Raw genomic sequence first — 17,842 nt, forward strand, 5'->3', positions numbered from 1 at the left:
TTGATTCATTTTATGAAAGGTGTTAAAGTTTGAATTATTATAAGAAATAATGAATATTTATTCTTTAGGGGGATGCAAAATGGAGAAGAAAAAAGTTGTATTAGCATATTCCGGAGGTCTTGATACTTCCGTTGCAATTAAATGGTTACAAGAGAAGAATTATGATATTATCGCGCTTTGTTTAGATTTAGGAGAAGGAAAAGACTTAGCGTTTGTAAAAGAAAAAGCACTTTCAGTAGGTGCAATTAAATCGTATATGATTGATGTTCAAGAAGAATTCGCGAATGAATATGCATTGATGGCGATGCAAGCACACACGTTATACGAAGGGAAATATCCTCTTGTCTCTGCATTATCTCGTCCACTTATTGCGAAAAAATTAGTAGAAATCGCAGAACAAGAAGGTGCAACTGCAGTTGCACACGGATGTACAGGGAAAGGGAATGACCAAGTTCGTTTTGAAGTTTCTATTCAAGCATTGAATCCATATTTAGAAGTGATTGCGCCTGTACGTGAATGGAAGTGGTCACGTGAAGAAGAAATTGCATATGCAAAAGAAAACGATGTACCAATTCCAATTAATTTAGATAGCCCATTCTCAATCGATCAAAACTTATGGGGACGCAGCAACGAATGTGGAATTTTAGAAGATCCATGGGCAGCGCCGCCAGAAGATGCATACGAAATGACATTAGCATTAGAAGATACACCGAATAAACCAGAGTTTGTAGAAATTGGATTTGAAGCAGGAGTGCCGATGACTTTAAATGGTACTTCATATTCACTGTCAGAACTAATTAAAGCGTTAAATGCCCTTGCTGGAAAACATGGCGTTGGACGTATCGATCACGTAGAAAACCGTCTTGTCGGTATTAAATCTCGTGAAGTATACGAATGCCCAGCAGCAATGACGTTAATTACAGCGCATAAAGAGTTGGAAGATTTAACACACGTGAAAGAAGTAGCACATTTTAAACCGGTGATTGAACAGAAAATAACAGAACTTATTTATAATGGTTTATGGTTCTCGCCTTTAAAACAAGCGCTTCATGCATTTTTACAAGAAACGCAAAAGAATGTAACAGGTACAGTGCGTGTGAAATTATTTAAAGGTCATGCGATTGTAGAAGGACGTAAATCTGAATACTCTTTATACGATGAAAAATTAGCAACATATACTGCCCAGGACGAATTTAATCATGATGCAGCAGTTGGATTCATTTCATTATTCGGTTTACCAACGAAAGTATACAGCCAAGTGAATCAAAAGAAGGTGGAAGCGTGAGCAAACTTTGGGGCGGACGTTTTACAGAAGAAGCGGAAGCGTGGGTTGAAGAGTTTGGAGCGTCCATCTCCTTCGATCAACAATTAGTCAATCAAGATATATATGGGAGTATTGCACATGTAACGATGCTAGCAAAGCAAGGCATCGTTACGAAAGAAGAAGCCGAGAAAATAAAGCTAGGTCTTCAATATTTATTAGAAGAAGCGAAACAAAATAAGTTACATTTCTCAGTTGAAGCTGAGGACATTCATTTAAACATTGAAAAGATGTTAATCGAAAAAATTGGTGAAGTAGGAGGGAAACTTCATACAGGCCGAAGCCGTAACGACCAAGTAGCGACAGATATGCATTTGTATGTAAAAGAAAAGGTAGAAGATATTATAAAAGCTACAAAACAATTGCAAACTGTTCTTGTTCATCAAGCAGAAAATAATATTGAAACAATTATGCCTGGCTATACGCACTTGCAACGTGCGCAGCCTATATCATTTGCACATCATATTCTTGCTTACTTTTGGATGTTAGAGCGTGATGTGAATCGTTATGAAGATTCGTTAAAGCGTATTAACATTTCGCCATTAGGAGCAGGAGCGTTAGCTGGGACAACATTCCCGATTGATCGTGAATATAGTGCGGAGCTTCTTGGATTTAATGGAATCTATGAAAATAGTTTAGATGCAGTAAGCGATCGTGATTTCATATTGGAGTTCCTAAGTAACTCATCTATGCTCATGATGCACTTATCACGCTTTTGCGAAGAACTTATTTTATGGAGTAGCCAAGAGTTTCAATTTATTGAAATGAGCGATCAATACGCAACGGGAAGCAGCATTATGCCGCAAAAGAAAAATCCAGATATGGCGGAACTAATCCGCGGTAAAACAGGCAGAGTATACGGTAATTTATTCAGTTTACTTACAGTAATGAAAGGATTACCGCTCGCGTACAATAAAGACTTACAAGAAGATAAAGAAGGAATGTTTGATACAGTAAAAACAGTAGAAGGATGCCTTCATATTATGGCAGGCATGCTGGAAACGATGACTGTAAACAAAGAAAAAATGGGGCAAGCTGTGACCCAAGATTTCTCTAACGCAACAGAAATTGCGGACTACTTAGCAAGTAAAGGACTGCCATTCCGTCAAGCTCATGAAATTGTTGGGAAGTTAGTTCTACATTGCACACAAAAAGGAATTTATTTATTAGATGTACCATTTGAAACGTATAAAGAAATGAGTTCGTTATTTGAAGAAGATTTGTATGAAGTTCTTTCGCCGTATGCCGCTGTAAAGCGCCGTAATAGTGCTGGCGGGACTGGGTTTGAGCAAATTGAAAAAGCTTTGGAGAAGGCGAAAGGGTTAGTCGGAGAATTTGTAGGAATTAAATGATGTATGAGATAGAAGGTAAGGTGCTTTTTATAGAAAGTACCTTACCTTTTTGTATTTAGATTTTTACAGGAGTATTTATCATTTCATAATCATAAAATGATGTTTCTCATGTATCGCTAATAGTTGAATAGATTGAATCAAATTAGGATAGTGAGCAATTGGATCTAAAAATACGATATGCCCTGCAATATTTTCTTCTATATTTTGAACGAGTTTTTTTATTTCATTTGTTTCACGTGTAAGTAATTCTTCTAATTGAGTTACATTCATAGATTGATAGACTTTTTTTGAAGGGATTAAAATCCAAGGTGCTTTCATTCCTTTGCCATGCTTTTCTTTATATTCGGCATAAATGTCATGTATGTCAGTTGCAAATGGGGTGTTTCTTCTGAGCTTGGCATAAGGGATAAGAGTGAAAGAGAATTTAATCGCTACTTTTAGCATTTTTGCAATTAAATATAGGTGATAAAAATGCTCTCCAATAGACCATTTTCCATTCTTTTGCTGATACCACAGTTGTTCTTGAGATAGTGAATGGAGATGAGGAAGGAACTGGCTTCTTTGTACATGTAACGTATGAAAATGCTTTGAGATATTTTCAGATTTCATATTTTGGTATCCTCCACACGTATTTTTCCTAATTATAACATTTTTAGTGGGAATGTAATTAAGCCTAGAACAGTCTGTTCTAGGCTTAAAATTTCATCGCTTAATCATACTTATGTCGATCTTCTGTAATTCGAATATACTCAATATCCATCAAATCACGAAGTAATGCACCATTACTTAGTTCAACGCCGTGTTTCTCTTTAAAATGAGTGCGAATCGTATCTAGCATTTCAATTTCTTTGCCGTTCACGTCTAAAATAATGCGTTCAGAATCATCCATATAGCATCCTCCTTTTTTCAACATATATATTTTGTCCGTCTATTTCTAAAAAATGTATGTTAACGTAATGTTAGGAAATAAGAAAGGGATGGAAAATGAGACGTATTTATTTTATAGGGCTAATTTTGTACACATTAATTGTATTACATGTTGCATTCCCAAATATCTTTTCATTTGAGGATGTAGAAACAGTACACGTTGTGATATTTATTTTTGCTCTATTTGTAGTAGATTGCTTTATTTCTATATGGCTTTCGAAAAGAAAAGATATACAAGGCAAAAAAGAAATGGAACGGAAAAAGAGAAAACGTTCATTTTGGATGATGACGTACTGTTTGTCTTTAGTGCTTACTGCTGCTTTTTTTAGTGAACATATTCCATTAGAAAGATTAAATATTGGATTTGGAGCGTTCGTATTCGCATATTATTTTTTTATGCACTTTCTTCCTTATATGAAAGAAAAGCGAGGAGAAGAGGAAGTCCCGCTTGTAGAAGAAGTGAGAGAACAAGAGAGTAAGAGAATTGAAGGGGATATAAAGAAACTTGGAGAACAAAAGTGGTATTTAAAATCAAAAATCATATACGTTCTTTGCTTTATTACGCCGCCAATTGGCTATTTGTACGTTTTCTTACTTCGTAAAAAAATGACAGAAGATGCAAAGCAAGCGTACTTAACGATTGCGACAATCATGATGGCGTTATGGTCTTTGAAGTTTCTTCCGCCTTATGTGTTGGCAGTAGCTGTTGTAGTGGTTGTTTGTCTTGTATTTATAGTGAAGTATGTGAAATGAAGAAAAACAAGAGCCTGTGTTATTAAACTAACAGATAGATTAAAGTAAGAAATGTTATACTATAATTTGCTTATTCAGTAATAATAGGAGGGATAATAATGGTTCAATCAATAGTTCATATCGCATTAGTAGTAAAAGACTACGATGAGGCAATAGAGTTCTATACAAAGAAACTAAATTTCACACTAGTCCAAGATATATATCAGCCAGAGCAAAACAAGAGATGGGTAGTGGTATCACCTCCTGGTTCAGTCGGCACCACAATATTACTGGCTAGAGCATCTAAACCGGAGCAAGATTCTTTTATTGGTAACCAGTCAGGCGGCAGAGTTTTTCTTTTCTTAAATACTGACGATTTTTGGAGAGATTATAATGAAATGATTTCAAGAGGAATAGAATTTGTAAGAGAGCCGAAAGAGCAAGAATATGGAATAGTTGCAGTATTCAAGGATTTATACGGGAATTTATGGGATTTGTTGCAACTAAAAGACGACCATCCAATTGTTCAAAGAATTAAGTAGAATACAGTGTAAACTTGATTAAACAATCAATTGAAAAATGAGGATTTTAAAATCCATGCAAGAATAGAGAAAAAACAGAGCAGACTTATTCCTATGAATAAAGGCATGTCGTGAAAAAAAGGAGTGGATTACCCACTCCTTTTTCGTTTATTATCATTGTTTAACAACATGTATTTATTGTTCATTCGGGCCTCGAACTTAATTTTCCGTATCCTTCGGTAAAACATGTGGACTTGGTGTTTTATTTATGAATTAAAGATCACCTTGCTCCTCATCACCACGAACAACAAGGACATCGCATTTCGCGTAGCGAATAATATGTTCAGAGACGCTACCGATTAAGAAACGCTCAACAGCATTTAAACCAGTTGCACCACACATAATTAAATCTACTTTATGGTTTGGAGCGATTTCTTTTGAAATTTTTGATTTAGGATTACCAAACTCTAATACAGTTTCAATATTTTCAAGACCAGCTTCAAGCGCAGTTTTTTTGTAGTCTTCTAATAAGTCTTCTGCAAATAGATTTGCACGTTCAGCAATTGCGCGGCTATAAGCTTCTACTGCTGAGTATGCTTTTACATCAACGATATGAGCAATTGTTAATGTTGCGTTGTTTCGTTTTGCGACTTGAATTGCTTTTTTAAAGGCTTTTTCTGCTTCTTTAGAACCGTCCACCGCGATTAAAATATTTGTATATGTATTATTCATAGTAAATTCCTCCCAATCATTTTTATTACCTTTTACAACTTTATTATAAAACAAATTTTGGTAATGTGCTTGTCGGAAACGTTACAGAATTTTGAAAACTTTGTTTTAATTCATTTTAGTTGTAATTGGTGCGAGAACTTGTTACATATGAACTATAGCAATTTAAAAGGGGGCAGTTTTGTGAGACATGCGCTCATTACAGCCGGTACGAAAGGTTTAGGAAAGCAAGTAACAGAAAAATTATTGGCTAAAGGCTATTCAGTAACAGTAACATATCATAGCGATATAACGGCTATGGAAACGATGAAAGAAACATATAAAAATATGGAAGAGCGTCTACAATTCGTGCAAGCGGATGTCACGAAAAAGGAAGATTTACATAAAATAGTAGAAGAAGCGATGAGCCGTTTTGGCAAAATTGACTTTTTAATTAATAATGCTGGTCCATATGTATTTGAACGGAAAAAGTTAGTCGATTATGAAGAAGAAGAATGGAATGAAATGATTCAGGGCAATTTAACAGCGGTATTTCATTTATTAAAACTTGTCGTTCCGGTCATGAGAAAACAGAACTTTGGCCGTATTATTAATTACGGATTTCAAGGGGCAGATAGTGCACCGGGATGGATTTATCGCTCAGCTTTCGCGGCAGCAAAAGTAGGACTTGTTTCATTAACGAAAACAGTTGCTTACGAAGAAGCGGAATACGGTATTACTGCGAACATGGTATGTCCTGGTGATATTATTGGTGAAATGAAAGAGGCGACAATTCAAGAAGCACGCCAGCTGAAAAGTCATAACACACCAATTGGTAGATCTGGAACAGGTGAAGATATCGCAAGAACGATTTCGTTTTTATGTGAGGACGATTCCGATATGATTACCGGTACAATTATTGAAGTGACTGGTGCAGTGGATGTTATTCATAGACATCGATAGAACAAAATAAAATGGAGTTTTAAATAATTGGACAGTTTATCTTTCATACTAAGAGATGCGGATAATACTGTCCTTTCATGTAATATTAAATCTATCGGAAAACTTGTGTTATTTTTTTGTCAAATATTGAGATATTATGTTAGAATATAAGGGCGTAGAAAGCGCTTTAAAAAATGATTCAGGGGTCATTTCATAACTCAAGGGGGAACTAATAATGCGTATCGGTATTCCAACAGAAATTAAAAACAATGAAAACCGTGTGGCAATGACGCCAGCGGGGGCAGTACATTTAGTACAAAATGGTCATGAAGTTTTTGTTCAAAAAGGAGCAGGTTTAGGATCTGGCTTTACAGATGAAGAATACGTACAAGCTGGTGCGAAACTTGTTGAAACTGCTGAAGAAGCATGGAACCAAGATATGGTTATGAAGGTAAAAGAGCCAGTTGCAAGTGAATACGGTAATTTCCGCGAAGGTTTAATTTTATTCACATACTTACACTTAGCTCCAGAACCAGAATTAACGAAAGCATTAATTGATAACAAAGTGGTATCAATTGCATACGAAACAGTACAATTAGACAATCGTTCTTTACCATTACTTGCACCTATGAGTGAAGTAGCTGGTCGTATGTCTGCACAAATCGGTGCACAGTTCCTTGAGAAAAACAAAGGTGGTAAAGGTATTTTACTTGCAGGCGTTCCAGGGGTGAAACGCGGCAAAGTAACAGTTATCGGTGGTGGTCAAGCTGGTACAAACGCAGCGAAGATTGCAGTAGGTTTAGGTGCAGATGTAACAATCATCGACTTAAGTGCAGAACGTCTTCGTCAATTAGATGACATTTTCGGTAACCAAGTAAAAACGTTAATGTCTAATCCTTACAACATTGCAGAAGCAGTAAGAGAATCTGATCTTGTTATTGGTGCGGTATTAATTCCAGGTGCAAAAGCGCCAAAACTTGTAACAGAAGAAATGATTCAATCAATGGAACCAGGTTCTGTCGTTGTAGATATTGCGATTGACCAAGGTGGTATTTTCGAAACAACTGACCGTATTACAACTCATGACAACCCAACTTACGAAAAACATGGCGTTGTTCATTATGCAGTTGCAAATATGCCAGGTGCGGTTCCACGTACATCAACTCTTGCATTAACAAACGTAACAGTACCATATGCATTACAAATTGCTAACAAAGGCTATAAAGACGCTTGCTTAGGCAATTCTGCATTACTAAAAGGTATTAACACATTAGATGGATATGTAACATTCGAAGCAGTTGCAGAAGCACACGGCTTACAATACGCTGATGCAAAAGAGCTTCTTGAAAAAGCTCCTGCTTTATCATAATAGAGATACATTAGAGACCTTCCTCTTATGAGGAGGGTCTTTTTTTAGGGAATAATATGTAAAAAATTGTTACTTATTGATGTTAATAGATAGTAGTTGTGATAATTTAGAATTATAAAATAAAAAGAGGGGATTCAATGGGGAGAAAAAATAAGAAGAAAAAGCAAGCTAAGAGACAAAAATATATAAAGAAAAAACAGGAACAGAACATTCCAACTTCAAAAAAAATAGTCATTATGATAGAAAAAACGTTTCGGTATGTTTGTATGGTTCTGTATGTGATTTTGTGTATGGGTTCATTTGGGGTGCTTTACAGTTTTGGGATAACCCCGAATATTATTGAGAGTATTTTAGAGGTTATACTTGCCGTAATAGAATTAGTTTTATTCGTTATATTCTTTGATACAGTATGGCCTAGTCATGAACGTAAGAGAGATAGGAAAAGAAAAAAGAGAAAGAAATCTTCATACGCTTCAAGTTCATCAAGTGGATTTGGTGACTACAGTAGCAACGATTGTAGCAGCTCAATTGATGGTGGAGGAGATTGCGGAGGTGGAGGAGACTAAGTTGTTTTTTCAGAAGAACGACTAATGAAAGGATGAGACGAAAGATGGAAACTGTGAATTTAATTGAATTAACAAAGGGCATTCAAGATCAACATAAAAACTTCGTCGTTTCAAATGTAAATAGTCATTGCTTACGAATCGCTGTATTTACTGGTGAATATGATTGGCACTATCATTCTAATTCGGATGAGTTATTTATTGTGTTAGAGGGAGAATTACTTATCGATTTTCAAGACGGAGAAACAGCGGTTTTAAAGCCGAATGATTCTATCTTAATTCCAGCATGTACGATTCATAGAACGAGAGCATTCAAGAGAACTGTAAATCTTTGTTTTGAAAATATAGAGGCTGATACGATTATAGTGGAGCAATTATGAGGAAATTATCTGTAGCCCAGTATAGAAAAATACTTTCGATTTTAGAAAGTAATACAAGAACCACAACTTTTGCTTATGCAGTATGTGATCAAACGATAGATGGTAGGGTTTTTGCAAACGAGGAGTTAACAGCAGGACTAATTATCACAGCTAATGGCATTCATTATTTATTTGGTAATACGCAAGATGAAAGTTATAACGAAGATGTATTTTCGTATATAAAAACGGCCATTGAAAAAACAGAGAAAAGATTTACATTGTTCACTTCGAGTGAAGAGTGGGAAATGATGTTAGAAGAGCGTTTTAGTAATGTGCTTCGGAAAATCCCGCGAATGAAATTTCAAAGAGTAATCTTTGAAGAGAGAAAGCGAGAGTGTAACAAACATACATATGAAGTGAAGCGTATTGATAGAAGAGATATAGAACGAAGTAATGAATTTACACAGGCGTATTATAAAGAATATTGGGGATCAAATGAAGCATTTTTGAATGATGGTTTTGGATTTTGTATAGAACAAAATGGGATGACTGTAGCGGAATGTGTTTCGATATTTAGTGGGAATGGATTTGCTGAAATTGATATCGTGACGCATGAAGCGTATCAAGGGAAAGGGTTAGCTCAAGCTGTCGCAACACGTTTCATTGAACATTGTATACAAAATGATATTACACCGTGTTGGGATTGTTATGTAGACAATATTTCTTCGCAAAAATTAGCTAGTAAATTAAGTTTTCATCATCCAATAGAATATGGTTTGTTTGTACGTAAGAGAACGGGGGAATGAAAGTGAATGTGGAGTTAACGAGATTTAAAGTGAAAAAAGGTAAAAGTCATCGTGTAGATGAATGGATGCAGCTTCTTAATGACAATATGAAAGAAGTGCTTTTGACACTAAACGACGAGAAAATGTACGTAGAGACAATTTTCCGGGAAATAAGAGATGGAGAAGAATACTTATATTGGTATTCTGTCCAAGGAGAAGGCGAGGCTCTTGTCGAAAATTCTCATCATGAAATTGATAAAAAGCATGTAGCGTTTTGGTATGAGTGTATTGATGAAGAAGCACCGTCTGTTGATATGAAAACAGAAGTTGTTATGATTCAAGATGTTGTGAAGGAAGCGATGAAATAATAGAATGGTGTTTTTTGGAGAAGCACATTAAAATAGATGTGCTTTTTATTATGCAAAATTTTAAAAAAGAAAAGCTGTATTTGGATATTTTCAAGTGAAAATAAAGGGGGATTTCAAGAGCATTTTAGGACAAACTATAATGAAAAGACCTACCAATATACGGTGTAGTCGTAACAGGAAAAACAGAGGATTTACAAAGTTTACAAGGAGCACCGTATATTAAGGCGGCTGTTAGAGGTGTAACAGTTGAGAAATATTGATTACAAGTAATTAATGTGAATAATCAGAAAATTTATGTTATAATATGGGAAAAGGAGGTTTATATGAGGCAAATACATGGAGCAATTTATATTTACATAACAATGTTTTTCGTGGCGATATCCTATGGATTGGGGCACGTGTATTCGCATCCTATACTAACTTTTTTAAGCGGAGCATGTATGGCGTTTGCGCTTCTTGTCCACCTTTTCTCAGTTTGGATCGTAAAATTTCAATTAAATATTAGTGAAATAGAAGAAGGCACTTTTTGAGTGGCCTTCTTTTTTAGTAATATTGGCGAAGTCCTTGTAGTAACTTTTCAATTTCGTATTCAGTTTCCTTACATATAGACATTGTACGTAATCTGAAAAATAAGCTACGTAAGAAAGCTTTTATATTTCCGTATAGAAATTCGTATGATTCAATATGTAGCGTTGATTTTTGAACTTGTAATTGAGTTGCTAAATCACGAAGGGCTAATATGAGTACTTCTTCCTTTAGGCCATTTTGCAGCATTGCGACAATTGGATAAACGAGACGCTCATCTTCTTCGTATTTGTAATAGATGGAATGAACACAAACTTTGTTTAATAAAGTTTGTAATATTTCTTCGTAATATAAAATTTCCAGTTTAGGACTATTCACAAGCGCTTCAAATGTATCGGAAGCATGAGCGACACTATGCGCCCAGCCACGTTCTTGGACATAGCCTCGTAAGTCGTGCTCTTTGTTCATATATAAAATTAATTGATCTTTTACATTTAATATATCAGTCTGTGATAAGAAATTATGATTTGTATCCGCATCAATAATGAGCGCAATTAATAATGTCGTAAATGCACGGGTAAATACCGCATCTTCGTCATCCGAATGAATCTTATACAATAAATATTTATCACTGATGCTTTCTAATAATAGTTTCTGCAAGTGTGAGTATGAAATATAGCCCTTCTTGATGAGATGATAAAAAGTAGAGTAAATAAGTTTATCCCTTAAATAACTATCAGTAACACCGATATGTTCAAGCATATTGGAACTTAAAGAATTGATATGAATTGTGTTGTCCAGTATGTAATTTTTATTACGAATTTCTTCTAACTGTTGTTGTAACATATAAACCTCCTATTTTAGAAAATTCTGCATTTTAATAATATAATAAAAGGAAGAAATAGACAATAAAGTGAAGCTTTAATCAGTAGGGGGTATTCATCCCCCACCTAACTTCTTTGCTTTCACCGAATTTTGAGGTGGGGAGTCTTACTGCCCGTTAATGCGGGATAAATAAGTGCTTTTGAATGGAGGGCATTATGAAGAGAGCATTATTCTTTTTTATAAGTATTTTCTTTTTAGGAAGTTGTTCGATTCCGTATGTTACTTTTTCTAGCGAGAGCAAAAGTTGGACGGGGCAATATAAAGGGCATATTAAGGATGACAGTGAAGATGGAATATTTACGTTTCAGTATAAGGGCGGAGATGGAAATACAGAATTTAAAAATTTGGAGATTTCTATTCATGGGACCTTTAGTACAATGACAGAAACGTCAGAAGTTCATAAAGGAGCAAGGATTGAAATGAAATCTTCTTGTGTAAGTTGTGCGCCTCTATCTAAAGATGAACCGATAGAGATTGTGATTAAATGGGATGATAAGTATGAAGAGAAGATGGTTTTAAAGCGGAAATTGCATACATAGAGTGAGGGATAAAAATGAGTAGGAATATGAGAGTTTCTATGTATATATTTTTTAGTGTATTTCTAATCATATTATCAGCGTGTACTACAAAACAAGTAGAGGTAAAAAAAGTACCTGAAGAAGGGTATGTCATAGTAAGAAATGATGCGGTATTTTTTGTCGGTGATAAAACGTTTAATACAAAAGTAGAGTTGCAACATTATATAGAACAACAAATGAATAAAGAACATCCATCAGATATAGTGTTGAGCTTTAAGGAGAAAAACGCATCTAATCAATTAAAAACAGGAGATAAAATAAAAGTATGGTCTTCTCACATACTTGAAAGTTACCCAGGACAAATGATTGTAGAGAAATTTAAAGTAGTAGAAAAATAGAAAAAGGCAGCAATTAAGCTGCCTTTTTCTTATTTTACAAATTGTAATTCTTTCGGGAATTTCGTTAAAATTTCTGATCCGTCTTTTGTGATGTAAATATCATCTTCAATACGAACGCCACCTACGTTTGGTACGTAAATACCTGGTTCGATTGTGAAGACCATACCTTCTTTTAATAGAGAATCGTTGCCTTCTTTTACATCTGGATATTCGTGAACGCTAATTCCAAGTCCGTGACCAAGTCGGTGCGGGAAGAAGTCTCCGTAACCTGCATCCGCGATAACAGAACGAGCAGCATTATCAATTGCGCCAAGTGTAACGCCTGGTTTACATGCTTCAACTGCTTGTAGTTGTCCAGCAAGTACAGTGTTGTAAATGCGAGTTTGTTCTTCAGAAAGTTCACCGAATGCTACTGTACGTGTAATATCAGAGCAATAACCGTCAATAATTACGCCTAAGTCAAATAGTACGAAATCGCCGCGCTTCATTTTGTTAGCACCTGGAATACCGTGTGGAAGAGCAGAGTTAGCACCTGCTAATACCATCGTATCAAATGACATTTTATGTATGCCTTTTGTTTTTAATTCGTGTTCAATAATTGCTAATACTTCTAGTTCGCTACGGTTTTCTTTAATTGCATTTACCCCAACTTCAACAGCATAGTCTGCCATTTTAGCTGCTTCACGTAAAATAGAAAGTTCTTTTTCATCCTTAATTAAACGAAGCTCGCGAACTTTTTCCTCTGCTGATTTGAAAGCTGCATTTGGGAATAATTTTGTTAATTCTTCGTAACGTTCTACGTTTAAATGTTCTTTTTCAATTGCAACTGCATTTGCATTGATGCCACGGTCTTTAATTGCTTTTGCAATCATATCCCATGGTCTGTCAGTATCAGTGAATCCGATAATTTCATGTGCCCATCCAGCGTTACGTGCTTGGCCTTCTTCCATTTTAGGGCAAATTAAAATAGGCTCTTTTTCTTGGAATACAAACATACCAAGTAGTCTTTCGTGTGGTTCACAGTGGAAGTTTGTCATGTAGAAAACGTTTGGTGTAGAAGTTAAGAACGCGGCTTCTACGTTTTTTTCTTTTAGCCATTGCATTAAATTTTCTAATCTAGCATTCATCGATTGGCACCCCCGAGATATTTAATTACAAATATAACTTTACCTCGGAAGAAAGCGTTATGACAAGTAAATAGATGTTAGAAAAGACAGGGAATTGAAAAATCATGTAGAATAAAAAGTGAGAATGTGAATAGGGGAGGAATGTAATAATGAAAGTATCTTATCATGGGCATTCAGTTGTAAAGATTGAAACGAATGGAAAAGTGATTTTAATTGATCCATTTTTAACGGGAAATCCGAAAACAGATTTAAAGGCTGAAGATGTAAAAGTAGATGCAATCCTTTTATCGCACGGTCATGGTGATCATGTTGGAGATACAGTAGAGCTTGCGAAGAAAAATAATGCAGTTGTTGTGGCGCCATTTGAACTAGCGACATTTTTAAGTTGGCAAGGTGTAGAAACACATCCGATGCATATTGGTGGTTCACATGAATTTGACTTCGGAAAAGTGAAGTTTACACAAGCATTCCACGGCTCTAGTTATATTGATGAAGAAAATAAGACGATTACATATACAGGTATGCCAGCGGGTATTTTATTTACAGCAGAAGAGAAAACGGTTTACCATGCAGGGGATACGGCTCTATTCTCTGATATGAAGTTAATTGGGGAACTGAATGATATAGATATAGCGTTTTTACCAATTGGTGATAATTTCACAATGGGACCAGAAGATGCTGTTTTAGCAGCAAAATGGATTCATGCGAAAACTGTTGTACCGATGCATTACAATACGTTCCCAGTTATTGAACAGGATCCATATCAATTTGTAGAAAAACTACAAAATTGTACAGGGAAAGTATTAGAAGCTGGAGAAAGTATTACGCTATAAAACAGATACCCTTCATTTGAAAAGACAAGTGAAGGGCTTTTTATGCGTGTAGTACAGCTTTTAAAGTCTGTATTTGTTTAGTTGACTCTTCTCTTTTTGAACGTGGCTGTTCAGGAGTTTCATTCAAATCCATTGCAACTTTTTTCCCATCTACACAAGCTAAAAATACTGCGCCTATAACCTCTAAAATTTTTTTCATCATGTATTCGCTCCTTTGTTTTATTTCTTGTCTTAATTGTATATGGAAGTGTGTGGACGAACTATCGAACGAGATGACAATAGCATTACATTGTTGTAATGGAAGGACTAGTGGAATGTAAGGGTCATTTTGTTATAAAAAAAATAGTACAGATATACAAAGAGAGAGTGTAACAGTTTTGAAAATATAGTATACTGGGAATACAACACATGAAGAATTTAGGGAAAAGAAAGTATGGTGAAACCATTTGGCTACCAAACATAATCAAATTTTAGAACATATTAATAGCCTACCGGTAGGGCATAAAATTTCTGTAAGGCAAATTGCGAAAGATTTGAGTGTAAGTGAAGGGACAGCTTACCGTGCGATTAAAGATGCAGAAAATAAAGGATATGTTAGTACAATTGAACGTGTCGGAACAATTCGAATTGAACAAAAGAAGAAAGAGAATATCGAAAAACTAACATATGCAGAAGTCGTTAACATTGTCGATGGTCAAGTACTTGGAGGCAGAGAAGGACTACATAAAACATTAAATAAATTCGTAATCGGGGCTATGAAATTAGAAGCGATGATGCGCTATACAGAAGCGGGGAACTTGCTTATCATCGGGAACCGTACGAATGCGCATCAATTAGCATTAGAAACAGGGGCCGCTGTATTAATTACAGGTGGATTTGATACAGAAGAGCATGTGAAAAAGTTAGCAGACGAATTGAAGTTGCCAATTATTTCGAGTAGCTATGATACATTTACGGTCGCAACGTTAATTAACCGCGCAATTTATGATCAACTTATTAAGAAAGAAATTGTACTCGTTGAAGATATTTTAACACCGATTGAAGAAACACTATATTTAAAGCCTAGTGATATCGTGCAGAAATGGCATGAGTACAATGAAGAGACGATGCATGGACGTTATCCAATTGTGGATGAAAATAAAAAGGTGTTAGGTATCGTAACTTCGAAAGATATGATTGGTGTTGCGAAAGATACACCAATTGATAAAGTGATGACGAAACACCCTATTACGGTAAATGGAAAGATGTCTGTCGCAGCTGCAGCGCGTATGATGGTATGGGAAGGTATTGAATTACTTCCTGTTGTGGAAGATGGAAATAAATTGCAAGGTATCATTAGTCGTCAAGATGTACTTCAGGCATTACAGATGATTCAGCGTCAACCACAAGTTGGTGAAACGATTGATGATATTGTAACGAATCAATTTATGACGCCGAAAGAAGCAAAAAATGAGCATTTGTATCAATTTTCAGTGACGCCACAAATGACGAATTCAATCGGAACGTTATCTTACGGTGTATTTACAACAATTGTGACAGAAGCAACAAACCGTGTCATTCGTGCTCAGAAGAAGAGTGATTCAATTGTTGAGAACTTAACAATTTATTTTGTAAAGCCGGTTCAAATTGATAATGTTGTATCGGTTCATCCGAAAGTATTAGAGATTGGGCGTAAATTTGGTAAGGTTGATGTAGAAGTGCATCATGAAGGTAATGTTGTTGGAAAAGCATTACTTATGGTGCAATTGATCGATAAATAAAAAGATGGAGCAAGCCGCTTTGGTTTGTTCCATCTTTTTTTTATGTAGAGAGTGATTTATATAATGTTAAATGACAGAATATTAATTTATTTAGATGGTAGACTATGTTACAATTGTATTGTAAGAAAATGGATTTTGAGGAGGCGGTATGCAATATGTCATCAGAAATAATCTTCTTTGGTGGTATCGCACTATTTTACTTTCTTGTAATGATACCGATCCAATATTTATATTTACAAGGTTTACATGAAAAAAGGAAACGTACAGGATTATCTCAGCGAGAACTATATGAAAAAATGTCTTTTGAAGAGGAACAATTACATTTTCATGTGCAAGGCAACCTATTTAATATACCTTCTGCGTTTGTTGCATATATGATTTTAAAAAGTAGAGGACGTAAAAAAGCATCACAATGGTGATGCTTTTTTACGTTGCTTCATAAGCTTCTGCTTCTTTAACTGCTAATGGAAAGAAATGTTTATATTGGCGAAATCCATTAAATGCACTCGTACTACCAAATAGAACGAATAAAACACCGACGATCATACGAGCGGTTGAAAGTTCTAAAAAGAATTGGTTTATCCCGAAGAATAAGACGAATGAACCGAGTGCCATTGCGGATTTTCCTGAGAGCCAACCTTTTTCCATTGGGCGGTTTGTACGAAAGTATTTTGTTTTGTAGAAGAGGTACAACATAAATGAGACGATAATACAGAAGACTAATACTGGCATAATGCACACTCCCATCGCTTTGTGAAAAATTATAGTGAAGAAAAAAGAAATATCTAAACTTTCTAATTTTTATTATAAAGCAATTGTTCGCATGTATGAAATACTTTCCGTTATAATGGAGGATAAAGTGAAGAAGTTGAATAAAAAGGAGATTATACATATGCATGAGCAAATTTTAGGAGCAATTAAAGAATTTGAGACAATTATTATTCATCGTCATGTGCGTCCGGATCCAGATGCATTAGGTTCACAAGGCGGTCTTGGTACGATTTTGCAAGAATCGTTTCCAGAGAAAAATATTTATACGGTTGGGTACAATGAACCGTCACTAGCATACTTACGAGTAATGGATAATATTGAAGATAGCGTATACGAAAATGCACTTGTTATCGTTTGTGATACTGCGAACCAAGAACGTGTTGACGATCAACGCTATACAAAAGGGAAGATGTTAATCAAAATTGATCATCATCCAAATGAAGATCCGTACGGAGATATTACGTGGGTAGATACGACAGCAAGTTCTACAAGTGAAATGATTTATGAGTTTTATAACTATGGAAAAGATAAAGGATTAAAAATAACAAAAGAAGCAGCTCGCCTTATTTTAGCAGGGATTGTTGGAGATACAGGTCGTTTCTTATTCCCGAATACAACAGCAAAAACACTCCTTTACGTAAGTGAGCTTGTTGATATGGGTGTGAAATTCACAGATTTATACAATGAAATGTATAAGACAAAAGAAAAAATCGCTCGTTTAAACGGTTATATTTTACAAAACTTTACGATGGTAGAAGAAGGAGCAGCTTACATTAAATTAACGAAAGAAGTATTAGAAGAATTTGATGTACTTCCTTCTGAAGCATCTGGTGTTGTTGGAGCGCTTGGTAATATTGACGGATTAAAGGCATGGGTTCTATTTTTAGAGGAAGACGATGTAATTCGTGTTCGCCTTCGTTCAAAAGGGCCAGTTATAAATAAATTAGCAATGCAATATAACGGCGGAGGACATCCGATGGCTTCTGGTGCAAAAGCATCTTCTTGGGAAGAAGCGGATCGTCTGTTTGCTGATTTACGTGATATTTGTAAATAAGAGAGTATATGTTAAAACGAAAAG

At 35.4% G+C, this 17,842-nt stretch carries 24 protein-coding genes and 1 pseudogene; 18 read left to right on the forward strand and 7 right to left on the reverse strand.

Annotation, left to right across the window (positions count from 1 at the left end; genetic code table 11):
* The first annotated feature begins 79 nt into the window (after positions 1–79).
* Positions 80–1,285 carry an argininosuccinate synthase gene (locus JDS95_RS10010; RefSeq protein WP_000412311.1) on the forward strand — a complete coding sequence of 402 codons (1,206 nt, stop codon included), beginning with the start codon at positions 80–82 and terminating at the stop codon, positions 1,283–1,285.
* Positions 1,282–2,673 (forward strand): argininosuccinate lyase, encoded by a 1,392-nt coding sequence (gene argH, locus JDS95_RS10015; protein WP_085450542.1) that lies wholly within the window; start codon positions 1,282–1,284, stop codon positions 2,671–2,673. The genes JDS95_RS10010 and argH overlap by 4 nt, the downstream gene beginning before the upstream one ends.
* Positions 2,674–2,751: 78 nt before the next feature.
* Here the strand turns inward: argH and JDS95_RS10020 are convergent, their stop codons facing one another.
* Together JDS95_RS10020 and JDS95_RS10025 are read right to left on the reverse strand one after the other, a co-directional pair.
* Positions 2,752–3,282, reverse strand: a complete 531-nt coding sequence (locus tag JDS95_RS10020) for a DinB family protein (RefSeq protein WP_000834359.1) — start codon at positions 3,280–3,282, stop codon at positions 2,752–2,754.
* Between the two features lie 100 nt (positions 3,283–3,382).
* Positions 3,383–3,562 (reverse strand): hypothetical protein, encoded by a 180-nt coding sequence (locus tag JDS95_RS10025; protein ID WP_000342760.1) that lies wholly within the window; start codon positions 3,560–3,562, stop codon positions 3,383–3,385.
* A gap of 95 nt (positions 3,563–3,657) precedes the next feature.
* Here JDS95_RS10025 and JDS95_RS10030 point away from each other — a divergent pair, with 95 nt between their 5' ends.
* Complete coding sequence (locus JDS95_RS10030; protein WP_001252906.1) at positions 3,658–4,353, forward strand: hypothetical protein; 696 nt, start codon at positions 3,658–3,660, stop codon at positions 4,351–4,353.
* Positions 4,354–4,451: 98 nt separating this feature from the next.
* The gene (locus JDS95_RS10035) at positions 4,452–4,874 is read left to right on the forward strand and encodes a VOC family protein (RefSeq protein WP_000250790.1); all 423 of its coding nucleotides are present in this window, start codon (positions 4,452–4,454) and stop codon (positions 4,872–4,874) included.
* Between the two features lie 252 nt (positions 4,875–5,126).
* Here the strand turns inward: JDS95_RS10035 and JDS95_RS10040 are convergent, their stop codons facing one another.
* Positions 5,127–5,585 carry a universal stress protein gene (locus JDS95_RS10040; RefSeq protein WP_001066677.1) on the reverse strand — a complete coding sequence of 153 codons (459 nt, stop codon included), beginning with the start codon at positions 5,583–5,585 and terminating at the stop codon, positions 5,127–5,129.
* A 147-nt stretch (positions 5,586–5,732) separates the two neighbouring features.
* On the opposite strand from JDS95_RS10040, the gene JDS95_RS10045 reads away from it, so the two are divergent.
* The 8 genes and pseudogenes from JDS95_RS10045 (at position 5,733) to JDS95_RS10080 (ending at position 10,477) form a co-directional block, all read left to right on the forward strand.
* Positions 5,733–6,524, forward strand: coding sequence for an SDR family oxidoreductase (locus JDS95_RS10045; RefSeq protein ID WP_002039744.1), 792 nt, complete (start codon positions 5,733–5,735; stop codon positions 6,522–6,524).
* 214 nt (positions 6,525–6,738) lie between these two features.
* Positions 6,739–7,872 (forward strand): alanine dehydrogenase, encoded by a 1,134-nt coding sequence (gene ald / locus JDS95_RS10050; protein WP_001219394.1) that lies wholly within the window; start codon positions 6,739–6,741, stop codon positions 7,870–7,872.
* Positions 7,873–8,009: 137 nt separating this feature from the next.
* Positions 8,010–8,438, forward strand: coding sequence for a hypothetical protein (locus JDS95_RS10055; RefSeq protein ID WP_085450543.1), 429 nt, complete (start codon positions 8,010–8,012; stop codon positions 8,436–8,438).
* 44 nt (positions 8,439–8,482) lie between these two features.
* A complete protein-coding gene (locus tag JDS95_RS10060; RefSeq protein WP_000450949.1) occupies positions 8,483–8,815 on the forward strand; it encodes a cupin domain-containing protein in 333 nt (110 codons plus the stop codon).
* Positions 8,812–9,600, forward strand: a complete 789-nt coding sequence (locus tag JDS95_RS10065) for a GNAT family N-acetyltransferase (RefSeq protein WP_085450544.1) — start codon at positions 8,812–8,814, stop codon at positions 9,598–9,600. Before JDS95_RS10060 ends, JDS95_RS10065 begins: the two co-directional genes overlap by 4 nt.
* 2 nt (positions 9,601–9,602) lie before the next feature.
* Positions 9,603–9,947, forward strand: a complete 345-nt coding sequence (locus JDS95_RS10070; protein WP_002045281.1) for a DUF6176 family protein — start codon at positions 9,603–9,605, stop codon at positions 9,945–9,947.
* A gap of 143 nt (positions 9,948–10,090) precedes the next feature.
* Positions 10,091–10,207 (forward strand): annotated as a pseudogene (locus JDS95_RS10075) (anti sigma factor C-terminal domain-containing protein); the annotation flags it as partial.
* Between the two features lie 63 nt (positions 10,208–10,270).
* A complete protein-coding gene (locus tag JDS95_RS10080) occupies positions 10,271–10,477 on the forward strand; it encodes a hypothetical protein (protein ID WP_001248905.1) in 207 nt (68 codons plus the stop codon).
* A gap of 13 nt (positions 10,478–10,490) precedes the next feature.
* Here JDS95_RS10080 and JDS95_RS10085 read toward each other — a convergent pair whose 3' ends face one another.
* On the reverse strand, positions 10,491–11,318 hold the full coding sequence (locus tag JDS95_RS10085) for a DUF2785 domain-containing protein (protein WP_199690440.1): 828 nt from the start codon (positions 11,316–11,318) through the stop codon (positions 10,491–10,493).
* A gap of 194 nt (positions 11,319–11,512) precedes the next feature.
* Between JDS95_RS10085 and JDS95_RS10090 the strand changes: the two genes are divergently transcribed.
* Both JDS95_RS10090 and JDS95_RS10095 read left to right on the forward strand, forming a co-directional pair.
* The gene (locus JDS95_RS10090; RefSeq protein ID WP_199690441.1) at positions 11,513–11,896 is read left to right on the forward strand and encodes a hypothetical protein; all 384 of its coding nucleotides are present in this window, start codon (positions 11,513–11,515) and stop codon (positions 11,894–11,896) included.
* A 14-nt stretch (positions 11,897–11,910) separates the two neighbouring features.
* The gene (locus tag JDS95_RS10095) at positions 11,911–12,273 is read left to right on the forward strand and encodes a DUF3221 domain-containing protein (protein ID WP_016109182.1); all 363 of its coding nucleotides are present in this window, start codon (positions 11,911–11,913) and stop codon (positions 12,271–12,273) included.
* 29 nt (positions 12,274–12,302) lie between these two features.
* Here JDS95_RS10095 and pepQ read toward each other — a convergent pair whose 3' ends face one another.
* Positions 12,303–13,400: a Xaa-Pro dipeptidase gene (gene pepQ / locus JDS95_RS10100; RefSeq protein WP_000994035.1), complete on the reverse strand. Its 1,098-nt coding sequence runs from the start codon at positions 13,398–13,400 to the stop codon at positions 12,303–12,305.
* Between the two features lie 149 nt (positions 13,401–13,549).
* Here pepQ and JDS95_RS10105 point away from each other — a divergent pair, with 149 nt between their 5' ends.
* Positions 13,550–14,233, forward strand: a complete 684-nt coding sequence (locus JDS95_RS10105; protein ID WP_000868934.1) for a metal-dependent hydrolase — start codon at positions 13,550–13,552, stop codon at positions 14,231–14,233.
* Between the two features lie 40 nt (positions 14,234–14,273).
* Here the strand turns inward: JDS95_RS10105 and JDS95_RS10110 are convergent, their stop codons facing one another.
* Positions 14,274–14,435: a hypothetical protein gene (locus JDS95_RS10110; protein WP_000976100.1), complete on the reverse strand. Its 162-nt coding sequence runs from the start codon at positions 14,433–14,435 to the stop codon at positions 14,274–14,276.
* 244 nt (positions 14,436–14,679) lie between these two features.
* Between JDS95_RS10110 and JDS95_RS10115 the strand changes: the two genes are divergently transcribed.
* Both JDS95_RS10115 and JDS95_RS10120 read left to right on the forward strand, forming a co-directional pair.
* Positions 14,680–15,993, forward strand: coding sequence for a DRTGG domain-containing protein (locus tag JDS95_RS10115; protein ID WP_000201581.1), 1,314 nt, complete (start codon positions 14,680–14,682; stop codon positions 15,991–15,993).
* A 155-nt stretch (positions 15,994–16,148) separates the two neighbouring features.
* Positions 16,149–16,412, forward strand: a complete 264-nt coding sequence (locus JDS95_RS10120; RefSeq protein WP_000093555.1) for a DUF3949 domain-containing protein — start codon at positions 16,149–16,151, stop codon at positions 16,410–16,412.
* 7 nt (positions 16,413–16,419) lie between these two features.
* On the opposite strand, the gene JDS95_RS10125 is transcribed toward JDS95_RS10120, so the two are convergent.
* Positions 16,420–16,725, reverse strand: coding sequence for a YtpI family protein (locus tag JDS95_RS10125; RefSeq protein ID WP_085450546.1), 306 nt, complete (start codon positions 16,723–16,725; stop codon positions 16,420–16,422).
* Positions 16,726–16,885: 160 nt separating this feature from the next.
* On the opposite strand from JDS95_RS10125, the gene JDS95_RS10130 reads away from it, so the two are divergent.
* The gene (locus JDS95_RS10130; RefSeq protein ID WP_000545153.1) at positions 16,886–17,818 is read left to right on the forward strand and encodes a DHH family phosphoesterase; all 933 of its coding nucleotides are present in this window, start codon (positions 16,886–16,888) and stop codon (positions 17,816–17,818) included.
* Positions 17,819–17,842: the final 24 nt, after the last annotated feature.

Origin of the sequence: Bacillus cereus group sp. N24, from assembly GCF_016483345.1 — a bacterium.
Lineage (GTDB): Bacteria > Bacillota > Bacilli > Bacillales > Bacillaceae_G > Bacillus_A > Bacillus_A toyonensis.

Coding starts and splice junctions, on each gene's coding strand:
- JDS95_RS10125 (WP_085450546.1), bottom strand. CDS start 16,725: ATGCCAGTATTAGTCTTCTGTATTATCGTCTCATTTATGTTGTACCTC.
- JDS95_RS10065 (WP_085450544.1), top strand. CDS start 8,812: ATGAGGAAATTATCTGTAGCCCAGTATAGAAAAATACTTTCGATTTTA.
- ald (WP_001219394.1), top strand. CDS start 6,739: ATGCGTATCGGTATTCCAACAGAAATTAAAAACAATGAAAACCGTGTG.
- JDS95_RS10020 (WP_000834359.1), bottom strand. CDS start 3,282: ATGAAATCTGAAAATATCTCAAAGCATTTTCATACGTTACATGTACAA.
- pepQ (WP_000994035.1), bottom strand. CDS start 13,400: ATGAATGCTAGATTAGAAAATTTAATGCAATGGCTAAAAGAAAAAAAC.
- JDS95_RS10030 (WP_001252906.1), top strand. CDS start 3,658: ATGAGACGTATTTATTTTATAGGGCTAATTTTGTACACATTAATTGTA.
- JDS95_RS10130 (WP_000545153.1), top strand. CDS start 16,886: ATGCATGAGCAAATTTTAGGAGCAATTAAAGAATTTGAGACAATTATT.
- JDS95_RS10010 (WP_000412311.1), top strand. CDS start 80: ATGGAGAAGAAAAAAGTTGTATTAGCATATTCCGGAGGTCTTGATACT.
- JDS95_RS10035 (WP_000250790.1), top strand. CDS start 4,452: ATGGTTCAATCAATAGTTCATATCGCATTAGTAGTAAAAGACTACGAT.
- JDS95_RS10090 (WP_199690441.1), top strand. CDS start 11,513: ATGAAGAGAGCATTATTCTTTTTTATAAGTATTTTCTTTTTAGGAAGT.
- JDS95_RS10055 (WP_085450543.1), top strand. CDS start 8,010: ATGGGGAGAAAAAATAAGAAGAAAAAGCAAGCTAAGAGACAAAAATAT.
- JDS95_RS10120 (WP_000093555.1), top strand. CDS start 16,149: ATGTCATCAGAAATAATCTTCTTTGGTGGTATCGCACTATTTTACTTT.
- JDS95_RS10110 (WP_000976100.1), bottom strand. CDS start 14,435: ATGATGAAAAAAATTTTAGAGGTTATAGGCGCAGTATTTTTAGCTTGT.
- JDS95_RS10105 (WP_000868934.1), top strand. CDS start 13,550: ATGAAAGTATCTTATCATGGGCATTCAGTTGTAAAGATTGAAACGAAT.
- JDS95_RS10025 (WP_000342760.1), bottom strand. CDS start 3,562: ATGGATGATTCTGAACGCATTATTTTAGACGTGAACGGCAAAGAAATT.
- JDS95_RS10095 (WP_016109182.1), top strand. CDS start 11,911: ATGAGTAGGAATATGAGAGTTTCTATGTATATATTTTTTAGTGTATTT.
- JDS95_RS10085 (WP_199690440.1), bottom strand. CDS start 11,318: ATGTTACAACAACAGTTAGAAGAAATTCGTAATAAAAATTACATACTG.
- JDS95_RS10045 (WP_002039744.1), top strand. CDS start 5,733: ATGAACTATAGCAATTTAAAAGGGGGCAGTTTTGTGAGACATGCGCTC.
- JDS95_RS10060 (WP_000450949.1), top strand. CDS start 8,483: ATGGAAACTGTGAATTTAATTGAATTAACAAAGGGCATTCAAGATCAA.
- JDS95_RS10040 (WP_001066677.1), bottom strand. CDS start 5,585: ATGAATAATACATATACAAATATTTTAATCGCGGTGGACGGTTCTAAA.
- JDS95_RS10080 (WP_001248905.1), top strand. CDS start 10,271: ATGAGGCAAATACATGGAGCAATTTATATTTACATAACAATGTTTTTC.